This window comes from Alphaproteobacteria bacterium US3C007, assembly GCA_034423775.1.
GTDB classification, from domain to species: Bacteria; Pseudomonadota; Alphaproteobacteria; order Rhodobacterales; family Rhodobacteraceae; genus Thalassovivens; species Thalassovivens spotae.
Window position 1 is genome coordinate 3,117,853 of record CP139918.1, and the last position, 23,986, is coordinate 3,141,838.

At 48.4% G+C, this 23,986-nt stretch carries 35 protein-coding genes; all 35 read left to right on the plus strand.

Annotated features, from left to right (window positions below; genetic code table 11):
- Positions 1-96: 96 nt before the first annotated feature.
- The 35 genes from UM181_14800 (at position 97) to UM181_14970 (ending at position 23,983) form a co-directional block, all read left to right on the plus strand.
- The gene (locus UM181_14800) at positions 97-270 is read left to right on the plus strand and encodes a hypothetical protein (protein WQC62566.1); all 174 of its coding nucleotides are present in this window, start codon (positions 97-99) and stop codon (positions 268-270) included.
- Entirely contained in the window at positions 263-688 is a 426-nt protein-coding gene (locus tag UM181_14805) for a hypothetical protein (GenBank protein WQC62567.1), read from the plus strand. Before UM181_14800 ends, UM181_14805 begins: the two co-directional genes overlap by 8 nt.
- Entirely contained in the window at positions 685-846 is a 162-nt protein-coding gene (locus UM181_14810) for a hypothetical protein (GenBank protein WQC62568.1), read from the plus strand. Before UM181_14805 ends, UM181_14810 begins: the two co-directional genes overlap by 4 nt.
- On the plus strand, positions 830-1,006 hold the full coding sequence (locus UM181_14815) for a hypothetical protein (GenBank protein WQC62569.1): 177 nt from the start codon (positions 830-832) through the stop codon (positions 1,004-1,006). The genes UM181_14810 and UM181_14815 overlap by 17 nt, the downstream gene beginning before the upstream one ends.
- A 174-nt stretch (positions 1,007-1,180) precedes the next feature.
- On the plus strand, positions 1,181-1,975 hold the full coding sequence (locus tag UM181_14820; GenBank protein ID WQC62570.1) for a PD-(D/E)XK nuclease-like domain-containing protein: 795 nt from the start codon (positions 1,181-1,183) through the stop codon (positions 1,973-1,975).
- A 13-nt stretch (positions 1,976-1,988) separates the two neighbouring features.
- The gene (locus UM181_14825; GenBank protein ID WQC62571.1) at positions 1,989-2,612 is read left to right on the plus strand and encodes a hypothetical protein; all 624 of its coding nucleotides are present in this window, start codon (positions 1,989-1,991) and stop codon (positions 2,610-2,612) included.
- Positions 2,613-2,624: 12 nt separating this feature from the next.
- Complete coding sequence (locus UM181_14830) at positions 2,625-2,933, plus strand: hypothetical protein (protein ID WQC62572.1); 309 nt, start codon at positions 2,625-2,627, stop codon at positions 2,931-2,933.
- Positions 2,934-2,936: 3 nt separating this feature from the next.
- The gene (locus UM181_14835) at positions 2,937-3,338 is read left to right on the plus strand and encodes a hypothetical protein (GenBank protein ID WQC62573.1); all 402 of its coding nucleotides are present in this window, start codon (positions 2,937-2,939) and stop codon (positions 3,336-3,338) included.
- A complete protein-coding gene (locus tag UM181_14840; GenBank protein WQC62574.1) occupies positions 3,335-4,465 on the plus strand; it encodes an AAA family ATPase in 1,131 nt (376 codons plus the stop codon). Before UM181_14835 ends, UM181_14840 begins: the two co-directional genes overlap by 4 nt.
- A gap of 187 nt (positions 4,466-4,652) precedes the next feature.
- Complete coding sequence (locus tag UM181_14845) at positions 4,653-4,982, plus strand: hypothetical protein (GenBank protein WQC62575.1); 330 nt, start codon at positions 4,653-4,655, stop codon at positions 4,980-4,982.
- A 19-nt stretch (positions 4,983-5,001) separates the two neighbouring features.
- Positions 5,002-5,289 (plus strand): DUF6378 domain-containing protein, encoded by a 288-nt coding sequence (locus UM181_14850; GenBank protein WQC62576.1) that lies wholly within the window; start codon positions 5,002-5,004, stop codon positions 5,287-5,289.
- 123 nt (positions 5,290-5,412) lie between these two features.
- Entirely contained in the window at positions 5,413-5,955 is a 543-nt protein-coding gene (locus UM181_14855) for a hypothetical protein (GenBank protein ID WQC62577.1), read from the plus strand.
- 142 nt (positions 5,956-6,097) lie between these two features.
- Positions 6,098-6,445: an HNH endonuclease signature motif containing protein gene (locus UM181_14860; GenBank protein WQC62578.1), complete on the plus strand. Its 348-nt coding sequence runs from the start codon at positions 6,098-6,100 to the stop codon at positions 6,443-6,445.
- Between the two features lie 94 nt (positions 6,446-6,539).
- Positions 6,540-7,013: a hypothetical protein gene (locus UM181_14865; GenBank protein ID WQC62579.1), complete on the plus strand. Its 474-nt coding sequence runs from the start codon at positions 6,540-6,542 to the stop codon at positions 7,011-7,013.
- A 2-nt stretch (positions 7,014-7,015) separates the two neighbouring features.
- Complete coding sequence (locus tag UM181_14870) at positions 7,016-8,206, plus strand: DNA methyltransferase (protein WQC62580.1); 1,191 nt, start codon at positions 7,016-7,018, stop codon at positions 8,204-8,206.
- Positions 8,191-8,400 (plus strand): hypothetical protein, encoded by a 210-nt coding sequence (locus UM181_14875; GenBank protein WQC62581.1) that lies wholly within the window; start codon positions 8,191-8,193, stop codon positions 8,398-8,400. Before UM181_14870 ends, UM181_14875 begins: the two co-directional genes overlap by 16 nt.
- Positions 8,397-9,908 carry a terminase TerL endonuclease subunit gene (locus UM181_14880; protein ID WQC62582.1) on the plus strand — a complete coding sequence of 504 codons (1,512 nt, stop codon included), beginning with the start codon at positions 8,397-8,399 and terminating at the stop codon, positions 9,906-9,908. Before UM181_14875 ends, UM181_14880 begins: the two co-directional genes overlap by 4 nt.
- Before the next feature lie 12 nt (positions 9,909-9,920).
- Positions 9,921-11,147, plus strand: a complete 1,227-nt coding sequence (locus tag UM181_14885) for a phage portal protein (GenBank protein WQC62583.1) — start codon at positions 9,921-9,923, stop codon at positions 11,145-11,147.
- Positions 11,134-12,156: an HK97 family phage prohead protease gene (locus UM181_14890; GenBank protein WQC62584.1), complete on the plus strand. Its 1,023-nt coding sequence runs from the start codon at positions 11,134-11,136 to the stop codon at positions 12,154-12,156. The genes UM181_14885 and UM181_14890 overlap by 14 nt, the downstream gene beginning before the upstream one ends.
- A 97-nt stretch (positions 12,157-12,253) precedes the next feature.
- Positions 12,254-13,495: a phage major capsid protein gene (locus UM181_14895; protein ID WQC62585.1), complete on the plus strand. Its 1,242-nt coding sequence runs from the start codon at positions 12,254-12,256 to the stop codon at positions 13,493-13,495.
- Positions 13,496-13,546: 51 nt separating this feature from the next.
- Positions 13,547-13,735 (plus strand): hypothetical protein, encoded by a 189-nt coding sequence (locus tag UM181_14900; GenBank protein WQC62586.1) that lies wholly within the window; start codon positions 13,547-13,549, stop codon positions 13,733-13,735.
- 2 nt (positions 13,736-13,737) lie between these two features.
- The gene (locus tag UM181_14905) at positions 13,738-14,343 is read left to right on the plus strand and encodes a head-tail connector protein (GenBank protein ID WQC62587.1); all 606 of its coding nucleotides are present in this window, start codon (positions 13,738-13,740) and stop codon (positions 14,341-14,343) included.
- Entirely contained in the window at positions 14,336-14,674 is a 339-nt protein-coding gene (locus tag UM181_14910; GenBank protein WQC62588.1) for a head-tail adaptor protein, read from the plus strand. Before UM181_14905 ends, UM181_14910 begins: the two co-directional genes overlap by 8 nt.
- Entirely contained in the window at positions 14,671-15,063 is a 393-nt protein-coding gene (locus tag UM181_14915; GenBank protein WQC62589.1) for an HK97 gp10 family phage protein, read from the plus strand. Before UM181_14910 ends, UM181_14915 begins: the two co-directional genes overlap by 4 nt.
- The gene (locus UM181_14920) at positions 15,056-15,472 is read left to right on the plus strand and encodes a DUF3168 domain-containing protein (GenBank protein ID WQC62590.1); all 417 of its coding nucleotides are present in this window, start codon (positions 15,056-15,058) and stop codon (positions 15,470-15,472) included. The genes UM181_14915 and UM181_14920 overlap by 8 nt, the downstream gene beginning before the upstream one ends.
- A 41-nt stretch (positions 15,473-15,513) precedes the next feature.
- A complete protein-coding gene (locus UM181_14925; protein ID WQC62591.1) occupies positions 15,514-15,933 on the plus strand; it encodes a phage major tail protein, TP901-1 family in 420 nt (139 codons plus the stop codon).
- Entirely contained in the window at positions 15,933-16,310 is a 378-nt protein-coding gene (locus tag UM181_14930) for a GTA-gp10 family protein (GenBank protein ID WQC62592.1), read from the plus strand. Before UM181_14925 ends, UM181_14930 begins: the two co-directional genes overlap by 1 nt.
- Before the next feature lie 11 nt (positions 16,311-16,321).
- Positions 16,322-16,516, plus strand: coding sequence for a hypothetical protein (locus tag UM181_14935; GenBank protein WQC62593.1), 195 nt, complete (start codon positions 16,322-16,324; stop codon positions 16,514-16,516).
- Positions 16,491-18,374 (plus strand): hypothetical protein, encoded by a 1,884-nt coding sequence (locus UM181_14940; protein ID WQC62594.1) that lies wholly within the window; start codon positions 16,491-16,493, stop codon positions 18,372-18,374. The genes UM181_14935 and UM181_14940 overlap by 26 nt, the downstream gene beginning before the upstream one ends.
- The gene (locus UM181_14945; GenBank protein ID WQC62595.1) at positions 18,374-19,000 is read left to right on the plus strand and encodes a hypothetical protein; all 627 of its coding nucleotides are present in this window, start codon (positions 18,374-18,376) and stop codon (positions 18,998-19,000) included. The genes UM181_14940 and UM181_14945 overlap by 1 nt, the downstream gene beginning before the upstream one ends.
- On the plus strand, positions 18,997-19,548 hold the full coding sequence (locus UM181_14950) for a hypothetical protein (protein WQC62596.1): 552 nt from the start codon (positions 18,997-18,999) through the stop codon (positions 19,546-19,548). Before UM181_14945 ends, UM181_14950 begins: the two co-directional genes overlap by 4 nt.
- Positions 19,527-19,946, plus strand: coding sequence for a hypothetical protein (locus tag UM181_14955; GenBank protein WQC62597.1), 420 nt, complete (start codon positions 19,527-19,529; stop codon positions 19,944-19,946). The genes UM181_14950 and UM181_14955 overlap by 22 nt, the downstream gene beginning before the upstream one ends.
- Positions 19,936-23,052: a phage tail protein gene (locus tag UM181_14960; protein ID WQC62598.1), complete on the plus strand. Its 3,117-nt coding sequence runs from the start codon at positions 19,936-19,938 to the stop codon at positions 23,050-23,052. The genes UM181_14955 and UM181_14960 overlap by 11 nt, the downstream gene beginning before the upstream one ends.
- A 148-nt stretch (positions 23,053-23,200) precedes the next feature.
- Positions 23,201-23,638 carry a hypothetical protein gene (locus tag UM181_14965; GenBank protein WQC62599.1) on the plus strand — a complete coding sequence of 146 codons (438 nt, stop codon included), beginning with the start codon at positions 23,201-23,203 and terminating at the stop codon, positions 23,636-23,638.
- Positions 23,639-23,650: 12 nt separating this feature from the next.
- Positions 23,651-23,983, plus strand: coding sequence for a hypothetical protein (locus UM181_14970; GenBank protein WQC62600.1), 333 nt, complete (start codon positions 23,651-23,653; stop codon positions 23,981-23,983).
- The last annotated feature ends 3 nt before the right edge of the window (positions 23,984-23,986 follow it).

Consider the following 23,986-nt stretch of genomic DNA (forward strand, 5'->3'; position numbering starts at 1 on the left):
ACAGCAGCAGAGGTGCGTACCTTCTGCGTACTTGTTTCATGTATATAAATTCATGTAGGTCTATGCAAGCCCAATGTAGTAATTCAAAGCAGGCGCATGGTAACAAAATATAAAACACAGCAAAATCAACGGGTCGCATTGCACACAATGATTGATCCAGAGGTTAAATCAGCGCTCGATGAGGCCAAAGAAGGTCAGCAAGTCAGCCTTGCGCATCTCATTGACAGCATTCTGCGCAAACATTTTACGCTGGTGAAGCAAGATGGTTAATTCGCGCAGAAAAGGTCAAACGGGCGAATATCTCGTTGCCAAAGAATACCTTGATCACATGAACGTCAGGCTCAAGCGAGACATAGAGCAATATAGGTCATCAGATCGTGGCGATTTGATACCAGACGCTGACATAGATTGGCCGTTTTGCATCGAGGTCAAAAACTATGGCGACCTAAACGTTATGCATAGAGCAGCTTGGTGGACGCAAGTCAGCAAAGCAGCCGATAGCCAAAACCTCATGCCAGTGCTTTGGTATAAATTTAAGCATCGCGAATGGCGCATCGTAATGCGGGCCAACAATGTCAGCTTTGCGCTCGGCGGCACACTCAATCACGATGACATGCTGTTCACCATGAACCCCTACACCTGTTTTTACCTAAGCCGCGAAATTCTAGCAGCGAGGGCAGGCATATGATGTGCGAGCGCTGCATAGACGGCATTATCGAGCGCGATATTTTCGTGCGCTATCCCGGCGAATACCAAAACGGCGAATGGGTGGGTCACAAAGAGCCCTGCCCCCATTGCAGCGATGAAGATGACTTTGATTGGCGAAGCGATGATGATCAGCGATGAAGTAAAAGCCAAAATTAAGCTAATGATGCACGAGCTGGACACGCTCATGGTTGACCTAAAGCGTTTCCCAGAGCGCCCAACAGCTCGCCAGCGGGTTGGCTCTGTTAAAAGCAAGCTAGAGGCCATTAAACGCGCGCTCACTGGCGGCAACGATGAATAGCGCCGTCTTCATAGCAGTCGCATCTTTTAGCTCATTCGATGAGTGCGTCAGCTTTGCGCATAAATATGAGCTTTACCAAACGCTAGCAGATCAATGCGGCAAGTATGAAGCGCCAGCCAAAACCCTAGCGCCCCTCTACTCAATCAAACCCCTACCCCGACCACAGGTGAGCAAATGACGCTTGAATTTGGCATTCACGATAACATTGAAAACGAAGATTATCACGCTGTCAAAGAAGTGCAGGGCCTGCCAGCGTTTAGCTCAAGCTTTGCCAAAACCTTTGTAAAGCAATCGCCGTATCATGCCGCCAATATGAGCGCGCCAAAAGATAGCGATGCTATGCGCAACGGGTCAGCATTGCACGCTTGGGCGCTCGAGGGCATCCCGCCACATTGCGGGCCAGAAAGCCGGGTTAAGCGCACAGAGTGGAAAGAAGCGCTAGAAACCGCTGAAGCACTCGGCACAATCGCGCTAACGCAGCGCAACTATGAGCTGGTCGAGAGCATGAACCATGCGCTCTTTAATAACCCGCATATTGCCAACTTGCTGACAGATAAAGGCGGCTGGGCCGAGCGCTCTGTTTTCGTTGAGTTTGAGGGCATCTGCATGAAAGCGCGCCCCGACTTTTACATTCCCGAGCGCAATATGATCATAGATGTCAAAACAGCAGTCAGCGCTAAGCCAGCAGACTTTGAGCGTCAGGCGCAGTCTTTAGGCTACATATTGCAGGCGGGGTGGTACGTCATATCAATGCGTGAAGCAGGCGTTTTCATCGATCGCTTTATGTTTGCTGTTGTTCAAAACAGCGCGCCATTTGCCACCTCGCTTGTCGAAGTCGGCCAAGAAGATTTGAGCTATGCAGTCACTTTCGTTCAAGGGCTCATACCTCGAATAAAAGCGTGCCACGACGCGGGAGAATTCCCGACTGGATGGCCGCCAATTCATACAACAAATCTGGAATATATTTAACAGGAGAGCTGCAATGGCCAACCCCGATTTTAAAGAAGATAAATATAGAGGCGTCTTTCAGTGGATACACTTAGACAAGCCGTTTGCGTTTAACAGCATGGAAGGCAAAAGCGTTGCTGTCGAGCCAAACACCGCTGGCGCTAAGTATTCTATAAGCTGGCTATTAAGCGCAGAAGATGGCGCTGAGTTTGAGCAAAAGTGCATCGAGCATTTCAACGCGCGCAAAGCCGAAAACAAACAGATTAAAACTGACTTTGGCGCAGTTCACGGTCTGAAAAAGAATGATGACGGAACTTGGAGCGTGACAGCATCGCGCAAAGCCATGAACGCTAAAGGCGAGCTAAGCAAACCAAAGGTCATCGATGGCTACCAAAGCGAGCTGCATGACCTCGATCTGTGGGATGGCTCGCGCGGCACTGCTAAAATCAGCCTCTACCCTGCCCCAAACCCTTCTACAAAAAAGTGGGGCATCTCCATCAATCTGCTCGCAGTGCAAATCATGGAAGCGGTCAAAGGCGGCGCAGATAACGACTTTGAAAAGCTAGAAGCGCCAGCCGAGCAAGATCCCTTTGGCTTACCGCCAGCAGCGCAAACAAGCGCCGCCGGGAGCGATCTGAATGACGAAATACCGTTTTAAGGAGTGGGAGCTATGAAGCATCAGGACAAACAAAAAATAAAAAGCAAAGACAAGCTTGTTGGCGCATTTGCAGTTTCTTGGGCTGGCGCAGCAGAAGAAAGCTCGCCGCATAACCAAATGCAAATTTTGGAAATCGTAGGGGACTACGTTTTAGTGCAGTATTTTAGTTGGGTCATGGGTGAGCCAACGACTTGTGGCCTGCGTTCTCTAGAAGATATTTATCGGGATAATTGGACGATTTTCCTCGATAACGAATACTTCATTTGGTGGATGGATGAGAATGTTCACAAGCCAAATCGGGAAAAAAATAAAGCCAGCTAATTCATGAACAAGCCTAACCTCATCCAGAAAGTAGCAAGCAAAACGCATATGAAAATTGCGCGCTGCATTGTCTACGCACTCACTCTGGGTGAGGCAGACGGCTGGCTCGATTTTAGAGCAATAGTCAAAGCCAAGCTCTCAGAAAAAGAACGCGCTTCATTAGCTTACGCAGCACTGCTGTCGCTCGATGAAGAAACGCGCGAGCTGGTTTGCGAGAATGCTTTTGAACCAAGCCCGCTTAACAGCGAGCCAATGCCACCAGCGTTTGAATTGCTGGATGAAGCAAAATGGTGGGCAGCAAAAGCAACACGGGAGGAAAAGGAAGTGTACATCATGAGCATCTACAGCCACATGACGCCAGAACGGCAAGCTGCCTTTACCGCTTACATTAAGGCAGCAGCATGACAACCGATTTTCAAACACTAGGCGAGTTCTTCAATGACAGCAGAAGCGCTGACGAATTTGCCGACGAAAAGCCAAATATCTTCATCAATGCCGCCAGCTTTGGCGATCGAGATGTGCCGCATAGAGGCTGGCTAATAAATGGCATGATCCCTAGCAATACCGTCACGCTTCTAAGCGGCGATGGCGGTACAGGCAAAAGCCTGCTCGCGCTACAGCTCGCAATAGCAGTCGCAGCACCTGACAATAAGCTAGATTGGCTCGGCAGAAAGCCAGACCAAGGACGCGTGCTTTATGTGGGCGCAGAAGATGACGCAGATGAAATGCATCGCCGCATCAATGACATCATAGGCTTTCGCCCCGGCATCGATTGGCCAGATCTAAGCGGGCTGGAGATCGCCAATCTGGCAGAACGTGACGCCCTGCTTGCAGTTCTAAACACACGCCAAAACACGCTATCGCCAAGCCAGCTCTATTTAGACATCAAGCAACGCGTAGAAGAAACACAGCCAACGCTAGTCGTGCTAGATACGCTGGCAGACTTCTTTGGCGGGAATGAAAGCGATCGCGCACAAGTGCGTCAATTCATTGCCCAATTACGCACGCTATGCATCAAACAACAGACAACCATGCTGCTGCTCAGCCACCCTAGCCTAAGCGGTATGGCAAGCGGCAGCGGGCTGTCAGGCAGCACTGCATGGAACGGCTCAGTGCGCTCTCGCTTATACATGACGCGCGTGATCGAAGATGGCGAGGAAGCCGACAAAAACTTACGCAAGCTTACGGTCATGAAATCAAATTATGGCGCAACAGGTGACGGCGTTTTCATGAGGTGGGAAGAGGGCTACTTTCATGCTGAAGCCGAGGAAGCAGGATTAGATAGAGTGGCGCTAGAGGCCAAGGAAAACCGCGTGTTCCTAAGCTTGCTCGATGATTGCATAGGCCAAGGGCGCGATCTGTTCCCTAAAAATATCCACACAACCTTCAGCATGATGCCTGCAAGAGAAGGCGTAACCAAGAGCCAGTTTAGACGCGCGTTTGAAAGATTGCTCGCAGATGGCGCAATCAGATTGCAAGAAGATGGGCCGCCAAGTAAGCGCAGAAAGCTGGTTCAGAGGGCAATATCATGACCTTCGTTTCCCCTACTTTTCCTACGTTTCCCCTACCTAACCCCTTCGTAACCCCTACTTTTCCCCCCTCAAAAAAGGGCCAAAAAGCTTCGTTTCCCCTACCTAACCCCTACTTTACCCCTGCTCTTCTCCACCCCCCATACCCCCCTGTTAGGAAAGCCCCCCGCTGGGGGCGCGGGGCCTTCCAATGTTAAGGGTTAAAACAGAAAAAGTTGAAGCCTATCTTAGAGGCTTTGGCTTCGCTGCCAAAGTAGCTCTGCGCAAAAAGCAGAAGCGCAAGCTTGGCCCTTCTAAGGATTTTGCAGATCTTTCAGTTGAGCAGCTTCGTGCCGCACTTCGCAGCATTACCTCGCTGGACGAGCTTGAGGGTTTGGCGAATAGGAAGCGTTATCTCTCAGCGCAACATCTTCGCGGCTGGTCTGATGCACAAGTGAAAATCATTCTTGAGCGAAAGGCTGAGATTATTTCTGCGCAGCGCAGCAAGGCGCGAGAACTGAGCGTGATCGATGATTACTAAATTAACCATGAGGCAAAGCATGAGCATTAAGAATTATGACAATAGGCGCACCACGATTGCGCTTGAGGCCATCGAGCTTATCAATGGCGACAGACAGGCGATATACGGGCCACCCAGTGAGAATATGGGCAGACTGGCTGATAGGTGGTCACAACGCGTTGGCCGCTATCTAGCGCCCTCTGAGGCGGCGCTGATGCTAGTTGACCTTAAACTCTCGCGGCTGATGCACACGCCAGATGAAGACGGCTACCGGGATGCAATCGGTTATCTAGCCATCGCAGCAGAACTGGCAGAGCAAGAGCAGTGAGAGTTTCTAAGCCTCGCAAGCGCTGGTCTGAGAACCAAGTCAGATTGCAGATATTAAAGCAGGCCAAAGCTTACGGCTCTGACAAGCCTGTCACATTACCTAAACCACCTTGGGAGCAAACCAATGAAAGATCAGATGCTAACGCGCCTGCGCAATCACAATTGGCGCAAGACTATGCTAGTCGCTCACGATCAGGCGATTGAGGATCTTAGGCTAAACGCAACGCTTGAGGACTATCATTTAGCTTGGGCGCTGCTCAAAGAGGCGGCAAAGGTTTCGCGCGTTGCATATTCAGCGCCGCCAGCGTCTGGCTACCCGACAAGCTCATCAATGCCTGACAGCGTTGACGATGTAACGCAGTGGCAGATGATCAGCGCTTATCTTCAAGGCCAGCTCAGTTCTTTGCCTGAGATGAAAAGCAGGCCACCAAAGCCATCAGCCGAGGAAGTAGATAGAGCAGCGTTGATTTTGCATTTGTGGCATCACTATGCCTTGGCTCGCAAAGGTGACAAATCACGCATGAAAAAAGCTGTCTATATGAAGGCTAGCGGCATTAGGCCAAAGCGCATATCGGCTATCACCGGCATGACTGTGCCACAGCTTGCGCGCGCTAGAATTGAGGCGTCAGAAGACATTTATGACCAAATAATTCGATTTGCGAGATAGGGCTTGATTAATCGTTTTTTAACCCCTCAGATATATACAATCGCAAGTGTTGTGGTTGTTTCATATATCCTCCCAGATATTTCGACATACTGGCCCTGCTCTAAATGTTTTTCTCCATTCATAACTGAGCAGGGCTTTTTTCATGCGTGATGATCGTAGCGCAGAAGCCGCACACTACCGGCGACTGTACGCACAGAGACAATGGCGACACTTACGCAAGCAAGTGCTGCTTCGCGACCTTTACCGCTGCCAGCATCCGGGCTGCGGTAAGCATCTGACAGGTGGGCGCTCGCATCACAGCAGCGCAGTTGTACACCATATTAAAGCTCACAAAGGTGATCTTGATTTGTTTTATGACGCCAGCAATCTGCAATCGGTTTGCTGGTCTTGTCACTCTGGCGCTATCCAAAGCGAGGAAGCGCTTGGCTACGACACAACGATTGGGCCTGATGGATGGCCTACAGATCCCGCTCACCCTAGCGTCAAATAGACCGGGGGGTGGTCGCAGAACAAACGCTGCGACATGCAAACCGGCGGGCGTACCCTTACTTTTTTGCGTTTACGGAAAACGCCAGCGGATTTTTATGAGTCAAAAGAAAAGAGCAGATAAAAACAGCGCAACTGCTGCGGTTCAAGGCTTCAAGGGCGCAATTGATGCTGTACCCCTTCCAGAAGGGATTGAGCTTAGATCAGACCTTGAACACACAATTTGGGGCCAGTTCACCCGCGCGCGCGCACGCGAGGATTGGCGTGATTTAGATTTGCTGTTGCTTGCCAAAGTTGTTCGAATGGAAGCGGATATAAGGCAACACCAAGAAACGCTCGATCGCTCAGGGGTGTTGATACAAAACAAACGCGGCACGCTTGTCGCCAACCCTTTGTTGTCGGTTGTCGATACGCTTGAGCGCCGACAGCTCGCAGTAATCAGATCAATGTCACTTAATCAGCTTGCATCCGATCCGAGAACAATAAACGGCGCGGCACAAGCAGAGAGTCAGTCAAGGAACTTGATGGAAACTTTTAAAAACCAAGGCTTGATCGCCATGCCGGTAAATTAAAAATGGATTTTTTTGATCATAAAATCGTCAGCGTTTCTGACCTGATCCCATATGTTTTGAACAGCCGGTCACATAGCGACGAGCAAGTTGCACAAATTGCGTCATCCATTCGCGAGTTTGGTTTTACAAACCCGGTGCTGGTAGATGCTGACAATAATTTAATTGCGGGTCACGGTAGAGTTTTGGCGGCACGCAAAATTAATTTGGAAACTGTGCCTGCGATTGTGGTTACTGGCCTCGATGATAGAAAGCGCCGAGCGCTTGTTATTGCCGACAATAAACTTGCGCTTAATGCAGATTGGGATGAGGCGGCGCTGCGAGTTGAGCTTAAGGATCTGGCTGGTGACTTTGGTGAGCTGATGGGCTTTAGCGAAGATGAGCTTGTAAGCCTTTTAAAGCAAGATGCCTCTGAGGGTTTAACTGACGAAGACGCAGTTCCAGACGCTCCAGAGCAGCCGGTAACGGTTGAGGGTGATGTTTGGGTGCTTGGCAACCACAGGCTCATGTGCGGCGACAGTACAAGCATTGATGCGGTGGAAAATCTAATGGATGGTAAAGCTGTTGATATGGTTTTTACCGACCCGCCATATAATGTTTCTTTTAACGGTCGCAGCGGAAAGCATGATGTAATTAAAAATGACAATTTGTCTGAGCAAGATTTTTCAGATTTTATTGAGGGTACGATAGCCACCATAAAAGCTGTAAACCCTGCGGTTTATTACATTTGGTGTAATTGGAACTTTTACGGAATTTTGCAAGGTAAGTTAGACTATAAGACGTGCATAGTTTGGGCGAAAAATGTCTTTGGAATGGGCAGCGGATATAGGCATCAACATGAATTTTGTCTGTTTAACGGTAAAATTGACGAAACAATAAAGAACGAAAGCGATCTTTGGTCTGTTAAAAAAGATCATGGATATGTGCATCCTACGCAAAAGCCCGTTGAGCTTTCAGTGCGTGCCTTTGGCAACCATATAAAATTGTTAGACGTCTTGGATTTATTTGGTGGTTCTGGCTCGACAATGATTGGTGCAGAGCAAACTGGACGCAACTGTTATATGATGGAGCTTGATCCAAAATATTGCGATGTGATTATACAGCGCTGGCAGGACTATACTGGTAAGCAGGCGGCGTTAGAGGCCACGGGCCAAAAATATGACGAGCTGACTTTGGATCGATGCAAAGCCGCTTAATGAGTGCGCTTGAGGCGTTCTGCAACATTTTGGTCGGCTATCTTGTAGCAGTTGCAGCCAACTTGGTTGTGCTGCCACTTTTTGGTTACGCAGTCTCTTTATTGGATGGCTTTGCGATCGGTTTAATATTTACGCTGATCAGCTTAGTGCGAAGTTATCTTTTAAGGCGTTTGTTTAATAGTTTGCCTACATGACGCGCGGCAAAAAGATTTGCGCATTCATCGAGCAGTTTTGCGTAATACCAGAAGGCGCGAAAGTTGGTCAGCCGATGAAGCTGCTCAAGTTTCAGCGCAAGTTTATTTTAGATGTCTTTGATAACAAGTCAGGCACATCGCGCGCCTATCTTTCGGTGGGTCGTAAAAATGGCAAGTCGGCTTTAATTGCCGCAATTGTCTTGGCGCACCTTGTTGGCCCGGAGGCAAAACAGAATAGCCAGATTATATCTGGCGCACGATCGCGAGAGCAGGCCGCATTGGTCTTCAAACTGGCCGAGAAAATGGTCAGGCTCTCGCCCGAGCTGGCGAAGATCATTCGGATCGTGCCATCGCAAAAGATGCTGATCGGCTTGATGATGAACGTCGAGTATAAAGCGATCAGCGCAGAAGCTGGCACAGCTCACGGCTTGTCGCCGATTTTAGCGATCTTAGATGAGGTCGGCCAAGTTAGAGGCCCGCAAGACAGCTTCATAGAGGCGATCGAAACAGCGCAGGGTGCGCATGATAACCCGTTGCTGATCGCAATCAGTACGCAGGCGTCAACAGATGGCGATTTGTTTTCTATCTGGCTGGATGACGCAGCCAACGCCAAGGACAAGCGAATTGTTTCGCACTTATACACCGCGCCAAAGGACTGCGATATTTTGGATCGCAAGGCTTGGCGCAAAGCAAACCCGGCGGTCGGTGAGTTTCGATCGCTGCAAGATATAGAAGATTTTGCTGCGCAGGCTGATCGCTTGCCAGCCAAAGCAAATTCATTTCGCTGGCTTTACCTCAACCAGCGGATTGAAGCGCAGTCGCCATTTTTATCACGAGCGGAATGGGCGGCTAACAGTTCTCCTGTTGAGGTTGAGGCTGGCGATACTTGTTACGCTGGCCTCGATCTTTCAGCGAGCCGAGATTTAACGGCGCTGGTTTTGGTTTTTCCAAAAGATGGCGTCTATCATGTGCAACCGCATTTCTGGCTTCCAGAGGACGGGCTGCGCGATCGAGCGAAGACAGAAAAAGTGCCTTGGGACACCTGGTCAGATCAAGGTTTTTTGCAAACAATTCAAGGGCCTGTGATTATTCCAGAGCTAATTGCGCAAGCAATAGCCGAGGTCAACGAGACTTATAATTTGCAGCTTATGGCATACGACCGTTGGCGCATTCACGATTTAAAACGAGAGCTAGATGCGATCGGGGCCAATGTGGCGATGCAGCCTTTTGGTCAGGGCTTCCGCGACATGGCCCCGGCGGTGGATAAGCTTGAGCAGCTAGTGGCAGAGCGAAAGCTTTGTCATGGCAATCACCCGATTTTAAACATGAACGCAGCGGGGGCAATCGTGCAGAGCGACCCGGCGGGCAACCGCAAGCTGCATAAATCTAAAAGCTACTCAAAGATTGATGGGCTGGTCGCGTTGGCGATGGCTCTGGGATCAATGAGCCACGAGGAAGTGCAGCAAAGCAGCCCTTGGGATGATCCCGAGTTTAAGCTTGCTGTTTAGGAGTGAACGCAAATGGGCGTCTTTGACAGATTTGTAAAGCCAGAGCAACGCAGCTCGCTTGAAGATCCAAGCGCGCCGGTAAGTGCTGAAAACTTTTTGCACCTTATGGGCTGGGGTGACTATGCGTCATCTACTGGCGTTGTCGTAAACACCGAGACAGCGATGGGCGTGCCTGCGGTTTGGGCTGCTGTAAACTTTATTTCTGGCACGCTTGCGAGCTTGCCGATTGAGGTTTACCGCAAGACAGACGGCGGCTCTGAGCGCGTCAGCAATGGCATTGGTGGCTGGATTGATCGCGCTGTAAACCCTGCCCTCAGTTCGTTTAACTGGCGCAAATATACTTATGAGCAAATGCTAACGGGTGGGCGCTCAGTCACGCTAATTGTGCGCAATAATTCTGGCGAAATTACTGATCTTGTGCCGCTCGATCCGACCACTGTTCAGGTTAGCAACGCAACTGTTGATGGCTATCCAACAAAAAGCTATCGCACCAGCACGCAAGTTTATGCGGCGAGCGACATCATTGATCTGACATTCATGGTTAAGCACAATATGCTCGATGTGCGCAGCCCGCTTGCAACGCACAGAGATGTGATCGGATTGGCAATTGCTGCATCGCGCTATGGTGCAAAAGCGTTTCAAGCTGGCGGCATTCCCCCGGCGGTATTGCAAGGGCCATTTCAAAGCGGCTCTGCGGCTCAGAGAGCGTCAGAAGACGTTGCCAAGACCACTGCAAAGCTGGCTCGCGAAGGTAGGCCCATCATGGCGCTGCCTGCTGGCCATGAACTAAAGTCAATTGGCTTTTCGCCTAATGAGATGCAGCTTTTAGAATTGCAGCGTTTTTGCATTGAGCAGATTGCGCGGATCTATTCTTTGCCGCCAGTGTTTTTGCAGGACTTGACCAAAGGCACTTATTCAAACACCGAGCAGCAAGACTTGCACTTTGTAAAGCATACGCTGCGCCGCTGGATTGAGCAGACAGAGCAAGAAATGAATTTGAAGCTCTTTGGCCGAGTTAGCGATCTGAGCGTTAGATATAACGTAGACAGCCTGCTTCGCGGTGATTTGAAAACGCGTATGGAGGCGCACGCAACCAGCATTCAGAACGGCATACGCACGCCAAATGAGGTGCGCGATTTAGAGGACTTAGAAGCGCTGGCTTCTGGTGATGACTTGCTTATTCAGGGCGCAACAGTGCCGATCGGATCGCAAACAGGTGTTGCAGATGCCGGTTCCTAATCAGGCAATGCGTGAAGAGGCAGAGCGCGGCTTAGAGTGGCGCAAAGAATATGGCCGAGGTGGCACAGAGGTCGGCGTGGCTAGAGCGCGCGACATATCAAACGGCGCAAACCTATCGATGGACACAGTGCGCAGGATGAGCAGCTATTTCGCGCGCCATGAAGTGGACAAAGAGGCTGAAGGGTTTTCGCCCGGTGAAGATGGCTATCCAAGCGCAGGCCGCATTGCTTGGGCGCTTTGGGGTGGTGATCCCGGTCAATCATGGGTGCGCGGCATCTTAGCAGAAGAGGATGACAGGATGTCAGATCAAGCTGGCGAGGCACGCCACATTAAGAACATCGAGGAAACCGAAACAGAGGTAATCATAACCTTTGGCAAGTCAGAAGAAATCTCTGCGCCAGATGCTGAAGAGATTGATGAGGCTGGTTACAAAAAAGACAAAGACAAGGATCGCCGCGAGGCTCGCGTTTCTCAGAATTTTGAAGTCAGAGCAGATGACAGCGGCGAGATCGTTGTTGAGGGTTATGCGGCTGTCTTTAACGAGGAAACAACGATTGGCGGGCAGTGGCGTGAGCAGATTGCGCCGGGAGCTTTTACTGATGCGATCGGTCGCGACGATGTTGTTTTCTTAATCAATCACGAGGGCTTGCCTTTGGCGCGCACGCGCTCTGGAACTTTGCAGCTTTCTGAAGACGATCACGGTTTAAAGATGCGCGCGTCACTAGATCTGTCAGATCCAGACGTGCGCTCGATCGTGCCTAAGATGAAGCGCGGCGACTTAGACAAAATGAGCTTTGCTTTTGTGCCAACTCGCCAAGAGTGGGATGACAGCCGCGACATGCCTCGCCGCACTATTCAAGAGGCTGATTTGTACGATGTCAGCATCGTGACCACCCCGGCTTATGCAGGCACAGAGATTGGTCTGCGCAGCTTGGAGCAGTTCAGACAAGAACAACGAAAAACGCAAGCGCCGCGCAGAATGCGGATGAAAGCGCGCTTGCAAAGATAACGGCGGTTCCCGCTGTTTCTGCCCTTCACGCGCCTTGGGCAAGCGCTTGAACACGAACGCAGTGATTGCGTCCGGTTCCCTTAGATGGAGGCCCACTATGGCTGATATTAAATCCTTGCGGGAAACAATGGCGAACATTGCCACTGAAGCCCGTTCTAAACTTAATGAAATAAACGACGAAACCCCGGAAGCACGCGCTTCAGAAATTGAGCGTGAGTTTGATGCCATGATGGCAGAAACTGACAAGCTGCAAGGTCGTATCGATCGTGAAGAGCGCGCCGCTGCACTGATGTCAAAGCTTGAGCAGCCTGACACAAGCAAGATCCCGGCTGTAGAAGCGCGCACTGCGCCAGCAGTTGATAACGGTCTGACAATGGATTATCGCACTGCCTTTGCTGAAATGATCAGCGCGGGTGGCGATGCTTATGTTGACGCAGAAGTTCGCAACGTTCTTAAAGAATATCGGGTTCAAACTGGTGGCTCTAACGCTGCTGGTGGGTTCACGGTGCCAACTGAGTTGGCGACATTTGTTGAAGAAAGCATGGCGGCAACTGGCCCTATGTATACCTCAAATCTGTTTACTGTCATCAACTCAACTGACGGACGCACGTTTAGCATCCCGACTGTAGATGACACAGCGGTTACTGCTGTTGCTCATACTGAAGGCACTCAGCCAACTGATGATGGCGGCAAAGACGTTACCTTTGGTCAAAAGTCGGTCGGCGCGTTTGCTTTCGATAGTGAGTGGGTACGCTGGTCAGCAGAACTGAATGCAGACAGCATCTTGAACATGGAAAGCCTGCTTGGCAGCTTGCTTGGTGAGCGCTTGGGTCGGATTGCAAACAGCAAACTGACAACTGGCTCAGGTTCTTCTGATGTTGAGGGCATTGTGACAAACTCAGCGGCTGGTAAAACTGCTGCCTCTGCCACAGCGATCACTTCTGATGAAATCATTGATTTGATCCACAGCGTTGATCCAGCCTATCGACAGTCTACAAGCTCAGCGATCATGATGAATGACAGCACGCTTGCAGCAGTTCGTAAGCTGAAAGATGGTGACGGTAACTATCTTTGGTCGCTCGGTTCGTACACGCAAGGCGTGCCTCAAACCGTTCTTGGCTATCCAGTAGTGGTCAACCAAGCGATGGCTTCAATGACTACCGGCAATAAAACTATGTTGTTCGGTGATATGTCTAAGTTCTATGTGCGCAAAGTTGGCGCGCCTGCGCTTTATGTTGCGCGCGAGCGTTTTGCCCCTGACTTTGGCATTTTGGGCTTCATCCGCTTTGACGGCGTTCTCGCCAACACAGCGGCGATCAAGCACTTGGTGCAAGCCTAAGCTTAACGGTGAGGGCGTTAGCGCCCTCGCCTTTCCAATTGGAGTTCCAAAATGAAAGTCAGATTATTGGTAGGCATGGCGGGAATAGATTTTTCGCATAATGCCGGTGATGAGATTGATTGCAATGAAGCGGAAGGTAAGCGCTTTATTGAAGCTGGAATAGCTGAGCCGGTAGCTGCGCCAAAAGTGCAGCGCGCGGTAAAAAAAGTTAGCACCCGCAAGGCGGTTAAAGAGGTTTAAAAATGCCAAAACCGTTGCACAGCACACATCCAATCGAGCGCATAGACGCGCCAGCGGTTGACCCTATTTCGCTGTCAGAATGCAAAGCGCAAATGCGCGTAGAATTTTCTGAAGACGATGTGATCATTAAGCGCTTGATTGCTGTTGCGATTGCTTATGTTGATGTGCGCGGTGTTTTGGGCAAGGCAATGATTACCCAAAAGTGGGCGCAGTGGTTGCCATCCAACCCAGCGCAGCAAGTCCATTTACGTTTGACGCCAGTGCAATCTGTCACGGCTGTTAAATATTATGACATCAACGGCGTTTTGCAGACTGACACTTTGTCAAACTACAAGGTTGTCGGCTTGTCGGATCACAGCGTTATTCAGCCCAAAGCCGGGTTTACTTGGCCAACGACTGAGCAGCGTGATGATGCGATAAAGATTGAATATGAAATCGGCTATGGAAACGCGGCAACTGATGTGCCGCAAAACGTTAGACACGCGCTTATGATGTTGGTTGCGCATTATTATGAAAACAGAGAGCAGGCGCAAAAAGATGTGCTAACTTCTGTGCCATATGGCTTCGACGATCTGTTAAATTTAGATCGAGCGTCTTGGTATGGCTAGTGCCGGGGCGCTTAGAGAGCGCGTTACGTTTCAGCGCTTAGACAGCAGCGCTGTCGATGATTACGGCAACGTTTATACTGGTTGGTCAAATCTTGCGTCACGCTTTGCGGATCTGCGCGAGCGCACTGGCAAGGAAAGCATACAAGGTGGCGCACTGTCTGACACTAATTTTGCCACTATGCGCTGCCGCTCTGACAGCGTGACTGAGGCTGTTACATCTGCTGATCGAGTAGTTGCCAGAGGCATTACTTGGGCAATTAAAAACGTTATTCAAGTTGATGCTAAAGACACGCTCATGGAGTTTGTGCTTGAGCGCGGTGTAGCGTCATGAAAATCGTTGGCTCAAAAAAGCTGATCAAGCAGCTTGGCGATTTGCCAGATGTTACGCACGCAGCTCTGCGCAAGTCGATTAAAAACAATGCAAAGTATGGGGAGCGCAAAGCAAAAAGCCTTGTGCCGGTTGATACTGGCGAGCTGCGTAACGGCATAACTTCAAAAGTGTACGAAGACAAAAATGCCATATATGGATTTATTAATTTTGCTGATGGCACAAATGAAGATGAAGTTGCCTCAATAAATTATGGCAGATCAGAGGGTAAAAAAGGCACTACTTTTGGCTATGGATTTATTCAAACAACTAAGCTGCTAGTCGCTAAGCGCTCTGCGAACAGCATCAAGCGTATTATGAAAAAAGCTGTAAAGGACGCGATGAATGGCTGACGGTTATGGCTTGGCTTTGCAAAAAGGTTTGCGCGCTGCGTTGGTTGCAAACTCTGGTGTCACTGATCTTGTTTCAACGCGCATTTACGATGAGCCGCCACAAAATGTGACGTTTCCATACCTAATGTTCAACACAATCCAGCCTAATGCTTTCGACACTGACACAGCACAGGGCGCGCTGGTTGATATAAGCTTAGAGGCTCACTCTCGCAGCGCGTCAGGGCGCGTGGAGTGTATGCAAGTGGTCGAGGCGGTCAAAGAGGCTTTGCACCGTCAAGAGGCTGCTGTGACCGTCACAGGCTTTACGTTGGTAGAGCTAATTTTTGAGGCGTTTAGCGCCACCAGAGATAATGAGGGTCGTGGGTTCACAGCCGTCATTTCCCTTCAAGCGATGCTTGATACCGCCTAAAATCCCGCGCTCTGGGCAAGCGCTAAATACGGAGGCCAATCATGGCTAAACAACTTGGACGCGCCCTGCTTGTCAAAATTGATGATGGCGGTGGCAACAAAAGCAACCTGTGTGGCTTAAACTCAAAATCGCTTACAATTAACAACTCAAGCATTGATGTGACAACGCCAGACTGCACAAGTCCAGAAGGCGCGCTGTACACAGAAACGCTTGCTGGCTTAAAGAACGTGTCAGTTTCTGGTGATGGCTTTTTTGAAGACAGCACTGCTGAAGCTCGCATGAATACTGTTGCAATGGCTGCTGATAACAGCACGACCTTTGAGGTGGTTGTTCCTGACTTTGGCACATATGCAGGCACGTTTCGCATTACATCTGTTGAGTTTGGTGGCGAAACTGAAGGCGGCGTAACCTACTCTCTGTCGCTCGAAAGCAGCGGCGCAGTAACCTTTACTGCTGCCTAATGACGATCACGGCTGAAGCGCCGCGCGGGGGTGTTGCTGAATATCTTGGCGACACCTCTTATACATTCAAGCTGCGCAATCGAGAGATTGAACGTTTTGAAGACAAGCACAGAGGCATCTTTGACCTTTGGGAAGGTTTCTTTGAGCGAGGCAAAAAGCCTACCAGCAAAGAAATCAGAGACATTTTAGCTTTAGGCTTAGTCGGCGGCGGCATGAAAGATCATGAAGCTGACGAAGTTATTGCCAAAGCTGGCCCGTCTGACTTGATGCGGATGTATCAGATTGCGCAGGCAGTTATTGGGATAGCCTTTATGCCTGACATTGGCGATGAGGCAGAAGTAAAAAAAAAGACAGCGGCCCACCCCAAAGCCGCTTGAACGTTAGGGCTATGATCAAAAGCGGAATTATCGCCGGGCTAAAGCCTGATGAAATTCGCGACATGATCCCGAAAGATACTTGGCTGGTTTTCAAGGGCTGGTCTGATGCTCACTCGCCCAAAAAGGCGGGCAAGGAAGCAATGACTGCGGATGATTACCGCAATTTAGTGGAGCGCGTAGATGGCGGTTACAGCAGAGCAGCTTAATATTATTCTAAGCGCCAAAGATAAGCAGTTTAATGACGCGCTAAAGCGTAGCCAGCGACAGGTAGATTTTTTCTCTAAAAAATCTCAAAGGCAACTTAGCAAAACCGCCACATCATTTAACGGGCTTGGCAGAGCTGCTAAGCTATTAGGGCCAGTATTAGCAGGCGCTTTTTCAGTTAGAGCCATTTCAAACACTATTTCAGCAACGGCAGAAATTGGTAAGCTTGCAGATATTGCGGGCATTAGCGCCGTTGAGTTGCAGAGGCTTTCTGTCGCCAGCCGAACAGTCGGAATAAATCAAGATAAAGTCAGCGACATTATAAAAGATGTGAATGATAAAATTGGTGATTTTCTGGCAACCGGCGCGGGCCCGATGGCTGATTTTTTTGAAAACATTGCTCCAAAAGTTGGCGTCACCGCAGACAGCTTTAGAGATCTAAACGGTGCAGACGCGCTGCAACTTTATGTAAACAGCTTAGATAAAGCCAATGTGTCTCAAGCTGAAATGACTTTTTACATGGAAGCTTTAGCCAGTGACAGCACAGCTTTAATTCCACTTCTAAGAGATGGCGGCAAGCAGATGAAGTTGCTTGGCGACAACGCGCAATCTGCCGGAAGAATATTGAGCAACGATGCTGTAGCTGGTGCGAGAGAAGCAGAAGAAAAGTTTGCTATTTTAAGCGACACAATCAAAACCAAACTGACAACGGCTCTATTGGAACATCAGGATGAAATAGGTTTTGTGATCGACTTTTTAACTGAAACTGTAATTCCGAAAGTTTCGCAGGGTATAAAGGCGTTAGAAAGTTTAATACCAGATTATACACCGACTTTTATGGACGCGTCTGACATAAAAGACAGTGTCGCAGAGTTTCAAAAATTTCCAAAAATAATGGGCAGAATAAACTCTGCTGAAGCTGCATATCAAGCCGCATTGGATCGAGGCGATCAAAAGCAAGCCGCTTTGTTCAAAGACAGGTTAGAATATGCAAAAGCTGATCTGCTACTAGCAAAGCGCAGAGCAGCGCTTGATCCACCTAAAACATCTATAGAGCTGACAGAGGGCAATGTAACTGGCGGCACAAAGCCAACCACAACTGAAACTGATGAGCAAAGAGCTGCAAGACTTGCGGCTGCGGCTGATGCGGCTCAAAAAGCAAGAGATGCTTATGCAAGCTTTTTAGCCACAATAAGCCCAACAGATGCTGCTTTGATGGATTACGCGGCGAATGTTGAAATGATCAATCAGGCGCAGTCTGCTTTCGGCCTTTCAACAGATCAAGCTACTTTTGCATTAGAACAAAATCGGCTTTCATTACAACGCACTCAAGATGAAATCAGCGGCATGGCAGCGGCTACAGATGCTCTTGAGCAAGGTTTAACAAATACATTTATGGCAGCGCTTGATGGCACGCAAAGCATGGAAGATGCTTTTAGATCAATGGCGGCTGATGTGATTAGGCAGCTTTATCGCGTGCTAGTGGTTCAGCAAATGGTAAATGCTGCGATGGGCGCGCTTGGCTTTTCGCCAACGCCAATGGGTGGCTTTACACGAACAGTTGCAAATGGTGGCACAGTTCAATCTGGCACGCCTTATACTGTTGGCGAAAGCGGGCGCGAGCTTTTTGTGCCATCGCAGAATGGTCGGATACTTAGCCCGGCGCAAAGCAGAGGCGCGCTTTCTGGCGGCGGCGGTGATGGCGTAACAGTTGTTCAAAATATCAACGTTACGACTGGCGTGCAGCAAACAGTGCGCACTGAAATCAAGCAGCTTATGCCGCAAATTGCTGACAGCGCAAAAGCTGCTGTTGTAGATGCCAAACGGCGCGGCGGCTCATATGGAAGGGCGTTTGCCTAATGGCTATCAGTTACCCGCTTACAATGCCAACGCATACCGGAATTCGCAATGTTGAGCTGCGCGCGACTAACGCGGTCGCATATTCTCGATCGCCATTCACATTCTCCGGGCAAGCGCACGCATATGCCGGGAAGGCGTGGCAAGCAGATATAACCTTGCCGCCAATGAAGCGCACAAACGCTGAGCAGTGGATAGCGTTTTTGCTTTCTCTAAAGGGTCAGCTCGGCACGTTTTATCTTGGCGACCCGAGAGCTTGCACGCCTTTGGGGTCTGCGCGCGATGCTGACACAATTTTGGTAAATGGCGCTCTATCATCTGGCGACACTATCAACATCGATAGCGCCCCTGCCAGCCGGACTGACTACCTCAAAGCTGGCGATTATATGCAGATTGGAGCGGGCACCAGCAGGCAGTTATTTAAAGTGCTGACAGATGTAGATACAAATGGGTCTGGGCAGGCCACAGTAGATGTCTGGCCAAATGTTAGAACGACTATTGCAAACAATTCCGCTGTTACCGTGCAAAGCGCAAAAGGCATCTTTCGACTTATTACAAACGAGCAAGCGTTTAGCATAAATGAGGCCAGCATTTACGGCATAACATTTGGAGCGATTGAAGCGGTATGAGCAGAACAATACCATCAGCGCTGCTAACAGCGCTTAGCCAGCCAGAGGTTCAGCCCTATTATGCAGTTGAGCTTGATTTTGATACTGCGCCAGTTCGTCTTTGGACTGGTTACGGAGATCGTGACATAGGTGTAAACACATACATTGGTGCAGGTAATTTGCTTACAATAGGTGGGCTTGAAGAGGTCAATGATCTATCAGCTAAAAATATAACGCTTACTCTGTCAGGAGTGCCTTCTAGCTTAGTTTCGATTGCTTTGAACGAGCCTTATCAAAGGCGTGAAGCCAAAGTTTATTTTGGCACTATAGACACTACAACTCCCATAGAAGTTTTCAGCGGCATCATGAACACCATGACCATAGAAGATAGCGCTGAAACGAGCGTTATTTCTGTTTCGGTTGAAAGTAAATTAGTGCGCTTAGAAAGATCAAGCAATCGCAGATACACGCACGAAAACCACGTTTCGCGCCATGCCGGTGATACATTCTTTTCATTTGTTGCTGACCTGCAAGACAAGGATGTAATATGGGGCCGCGAGAAAGCCTAAACGCCTATTTAGAGGCGGTAAAAGACAAGCCTTTTGAGTGGGGCAAGCATGACTGCTTGACGTTTACAAATAACGCTTATCGCCAGATGTATGACGTTGGCTGGGCTGATGACTGGCTTGGAAGGTACATGAAAGGCGCACAACTGTTGCGCGCTAAAGAGTTAAAAGCTGAGTTTGGTTTTAACTCTTTTTTGCCAGCAGTAGACCAGAAGCTGAAGCGCATTAATCATGTGCCGCCCTTGGGGGCGTTGGTTACAACAAAAGAAGCGCAAAGATGGATTATTGGCGTTGCAATGGGCATCTGCACCGGAACGAAAGCAGTCTTTTTATCTAAGCAAGGCTTACTCTATTTGCCTTTAGATAACATTCACCAAGCATGGGTAAATCATGAAACGTAACATTCCATATAATGTTTTTAGAAACCCGAATGCTTGGGAAAATGCACCAAGAGGGCCAGTTGCCGCTGCTGTCGGTGGCGCGTTAGGTTTATCCACTACAAGCTTATTTGGCAGTGCTGCAATTACTTTTGGCGGCATAACGCTTAGTACAGCTTCAGTCATAGGATATTTTGTCACAACGGCAATTACCTCTTGGGCAATATCTGCGCTATCTTCCAAGCCAGATATAGGCTCGATAAGTTCGTCTGGAATTATGGTGAACGCAAGAGAGGCCGCAGCGCCGCAAGACTTTGTCTATGGTAAAGTGAGAAAAGGTGGCATTGTAACGTTTTATGAGTCCACTGGCGACGAAAACATATATCTGCATCAAGTAATCTGTTTGGCTGGACATGAAGTAAATTCGGTTGGAGATATATATATAAACGATCAGATTGCTACATTTTCCGGCAATTTTGTCACGACTGCTGGATCTGGCGATGATGAAGTAAATTGGGACAGCAAGATCCGTATTAAGAAATATGACGGCTCACAGACCACAGCAGATAGTGACTTAGTTTCAGAGACAAGTGTAGATGCAAATTTTAAAGGTCTTGGCATATCATATTTATATGTCAGATATGAATATGACCAGGATGTTTTCGCCAATGGCATCCCCTTAATAACAGCAATTGTTGAAGGTAAAAAAGTTTACGATCCGCTGACTGGTTCAACAAACTACAGCAATAATGCCGCTAGATGTATTAGAGATTTTTTGACTTCTGCTTACGGATTAAGTGATAGCGCAATCGATGATATATCATTTGCCTCTGCGACTAACGAATGCAGCGAAGATGTCACTCTCAATGGCGGCGGCACGGAAAAAAGATACGAGTTAAATGGGATCATTAGGGCAGATCGATCTGTTGGCGATGTATTGGGTGATATGGTTACGGCTTGCGCTGGCACCTTATTCTGGGGTTCTGGCTACTGGAAGCTAAAGGCTGGCGCTTATTCAAACCCAGTCAAAGAGCTAACGCTAGATGATTTGCGCGGGCCTATTAACTTAGAAACGCGCATTAACATGCGTGACAACTTCAACACTGTTCGTGGCACGTTTAACGATGCTGAACAGTCTTGGATCACGGCTGATTATCCACAGATATCCAGCACAGCATTTAAAGCGGAAGATGATAACGAAGAAGCTTTGCTAGACTTACCTTTGCCATTTACGACGAGCGCAGCAACTGCCCAACGTCTAGCTAAATTAACTTTATTTAGAGGCAGAGAGCAGATGACTTTGAGCGCAGACTTTGGGCTTGAAGCTATGCAGATTGAGGTTGGCGATATAATTAGTTTCACCAATGAGCGCTATGGCTTTGATGAAAAGCAGTTTGAGGTCGTTGGCTGGAGATTTTCATCAAATCAAGATGCTGGAGACTTGCGCATAAACTTAACGCTTCGCGAAACATCAGCCGCGGCGTTTGATTGGAATTCCGACGAAACTTCAATCATTAGCAATAACTCAACATTGCCAGTGTTTACTTCCGTTGCTACGCCAACAAACTTAACTCTCACATCTTCTGCAATATTAAATGAAGATGGATCGACAGTTCCCGCGATTGAGGTCGAGTGGGATGAGTCGCCAAATGCTTTTGTGCAATATTACGAGATACAATATAAGCGCTTGGGAACTGGCGGCGATCCCGAGTTTACATCAGTATTTGGTTCATCAAATTTCTTTGTAATCTCCCCAGTGATTGTTGGCGAAAACTATCAGGTCAAAGTAAGAGCCGTTTCTGCTTTAGGCGTTAGGTCAATATTTGCAAGCGCAACACTTAATTCGCAGGGTGATACTACAGCCCCAAATGCACCTACAAGTTTGGCTGCTAATGGTGCATCTAAGTTTATAGAGATTACTTGGGTCAACCCAGCAGATAGAGATTTAAGGCACGTTGAGGTTTGGGAAAACTCTAGCAATAATTTAGGAACTGCTACATTTATTGGAAGCTCTTCCAGCAGTGGTTTTATAAGAGGTAACTTAACAAACGGCATTCAAAGATATTATTGGGTTAGAGCCGTGGACTTTAGCGACAATAAATCTGCGTTTGTAGGGAGTGTGAATGCTACTACTTTATTCGTTCAGCCCGGAGATTTTTCTTCTGCTGTAGATGATTTATTTACTGAGGCAGAAAGGTTCAACGTTAAGCCTGTTCAGTCCTTGCCTACGTCCGGTGATGCGGATGGGCAGCTTGTTTTGTTGCTGCCAGATATTACAATTTATAGGTGGGATGCTACAGCTTCAGCTTGGGAAACAGAGGTATTTACTGACACCGCAGATAATTCAATAACTTCTGATAAAATAGCTACTAATGCGGTCATATCTGATAAGATATTGGCAGGGAGTATTATCACATCTAAACTTGCAACTGGTGCTGTAACGGCCAATGAGATCCTTGCGAACACTATTAGCGCAAATGAGATAGCTTCTGACTATGTTTACGCTGGCACACTTACAGCCGCTCAAGTCAATGCTGTCAATATTAATGCTGATGAAATGTCTACTGGCACTATTACCTCTACAACCTCTAACCCTACTGGTTCACAAAGTGGCTTTAAGGTAGACACTCAAGGTAGATTTGTAGCTGGTGATGCTGGTGCATTTATTAAGTTTAACGGTTCAGGTATCACGTTTAAAGGTGCAGTCGCTTTAAGCTCGCCCGGAATTTTACCTGTAGTATTTGAAGATAATTACGAAGTTTTCCCAGCGGGTAACGGGTCAACAACTCTAAACGTCAATGCTACAAATGAAGTTGAAACCTATGCTGGTAACGGTGTCATAGGAACTGGCTTCACTGTTTTTGCTGGGGATCATTTAATTTGGACTGTAACTGTAGGGTCAAGGGTTGATCAGTCTTGGACAGCCAGAGTGAAATTTAACGGGGGCACTATAGGTACTGCATCTTATACTGGCACTGGCGGCAATTTTTCACCTTACAAGATTGCTACAGTATCAGGGTCAAACAACATAACCTCAAACTACACAAACCCAACAATCAATGTGTCTGGGGCCGCTGCTATTGGAACAGGGCGGTTTTTACAATTTAGAGTAAGAGTGTTTAGGGATTAAGATTTAAGTGTTTTGATTAACACTAGAGCAAGAATAGCTTTTAAAACATTTGCGTCGATTTATGCAGTCCAAAACTACTAATTATTTGGCTAAATTGGTAGTATGGGATAGAATAGCCAATAAACTTTAAACTTTCGGAGTAAACAAAATGGCAAGCTTTAATAAAGTAAACGACTTCGTTGCAAACGCGGTTCACAATATGGATCTGGCAAGTGATCAAATTACACTTGCTCTTTCAAACACGGCGCCGAGTTCAGAAAGCCCAAACCCAACAACTGATGGGAATGGAACTTTGAGCAACGTAACCCAAATATCCTACACAAACGCTTCATCACGCAACGTGTCTACTTCATCATCAGGCCAAAGTTCTGGCGTCTATAAGCTGGTGCTTTCAGACCTTACAATTACAGCGTCAGGCGGTAATGTTGGGCCTTTTCGCTTCATCTACATCTACGATGACACTGTAACTTCTCCAGCAGATCCGCTGATTGGTTATTATGATTATGGCTCATCTTTGACGCTGAATGATGGTGACAGTTTCACAACTGACTTTTCAGCGGCAAACGGAGTTTTGCAGCTAACCTAAAGGATTGGCTTTATGGTTGTTCTTAAGAACAGAGCAAAGGTTAGTGTCAGCACTACTGGCACAGGCTCGCCAATAACGCTGGGCGCTGCGGAGGATGGTTACCAAACTTTCGCGGCGTCTGGTGTGGCTGACGGGAATTCTGTGCGCTATATTTTGGAAGAAGATGACGCTTTTGAAATTGGCGTTGGGGTGGTCGGCTCCAACGGCACAAGCCTCACTCGCAGCGTGATCGAGAGCAGCAATAGCAACAATCCCATCAATCTTGGCGGCGCTGCTACTGTATTCATTGGGTTTACCGCTGAAGACGCTGACAACCTTTTTGATCTCAATATTGCGCTAGGATAGAAA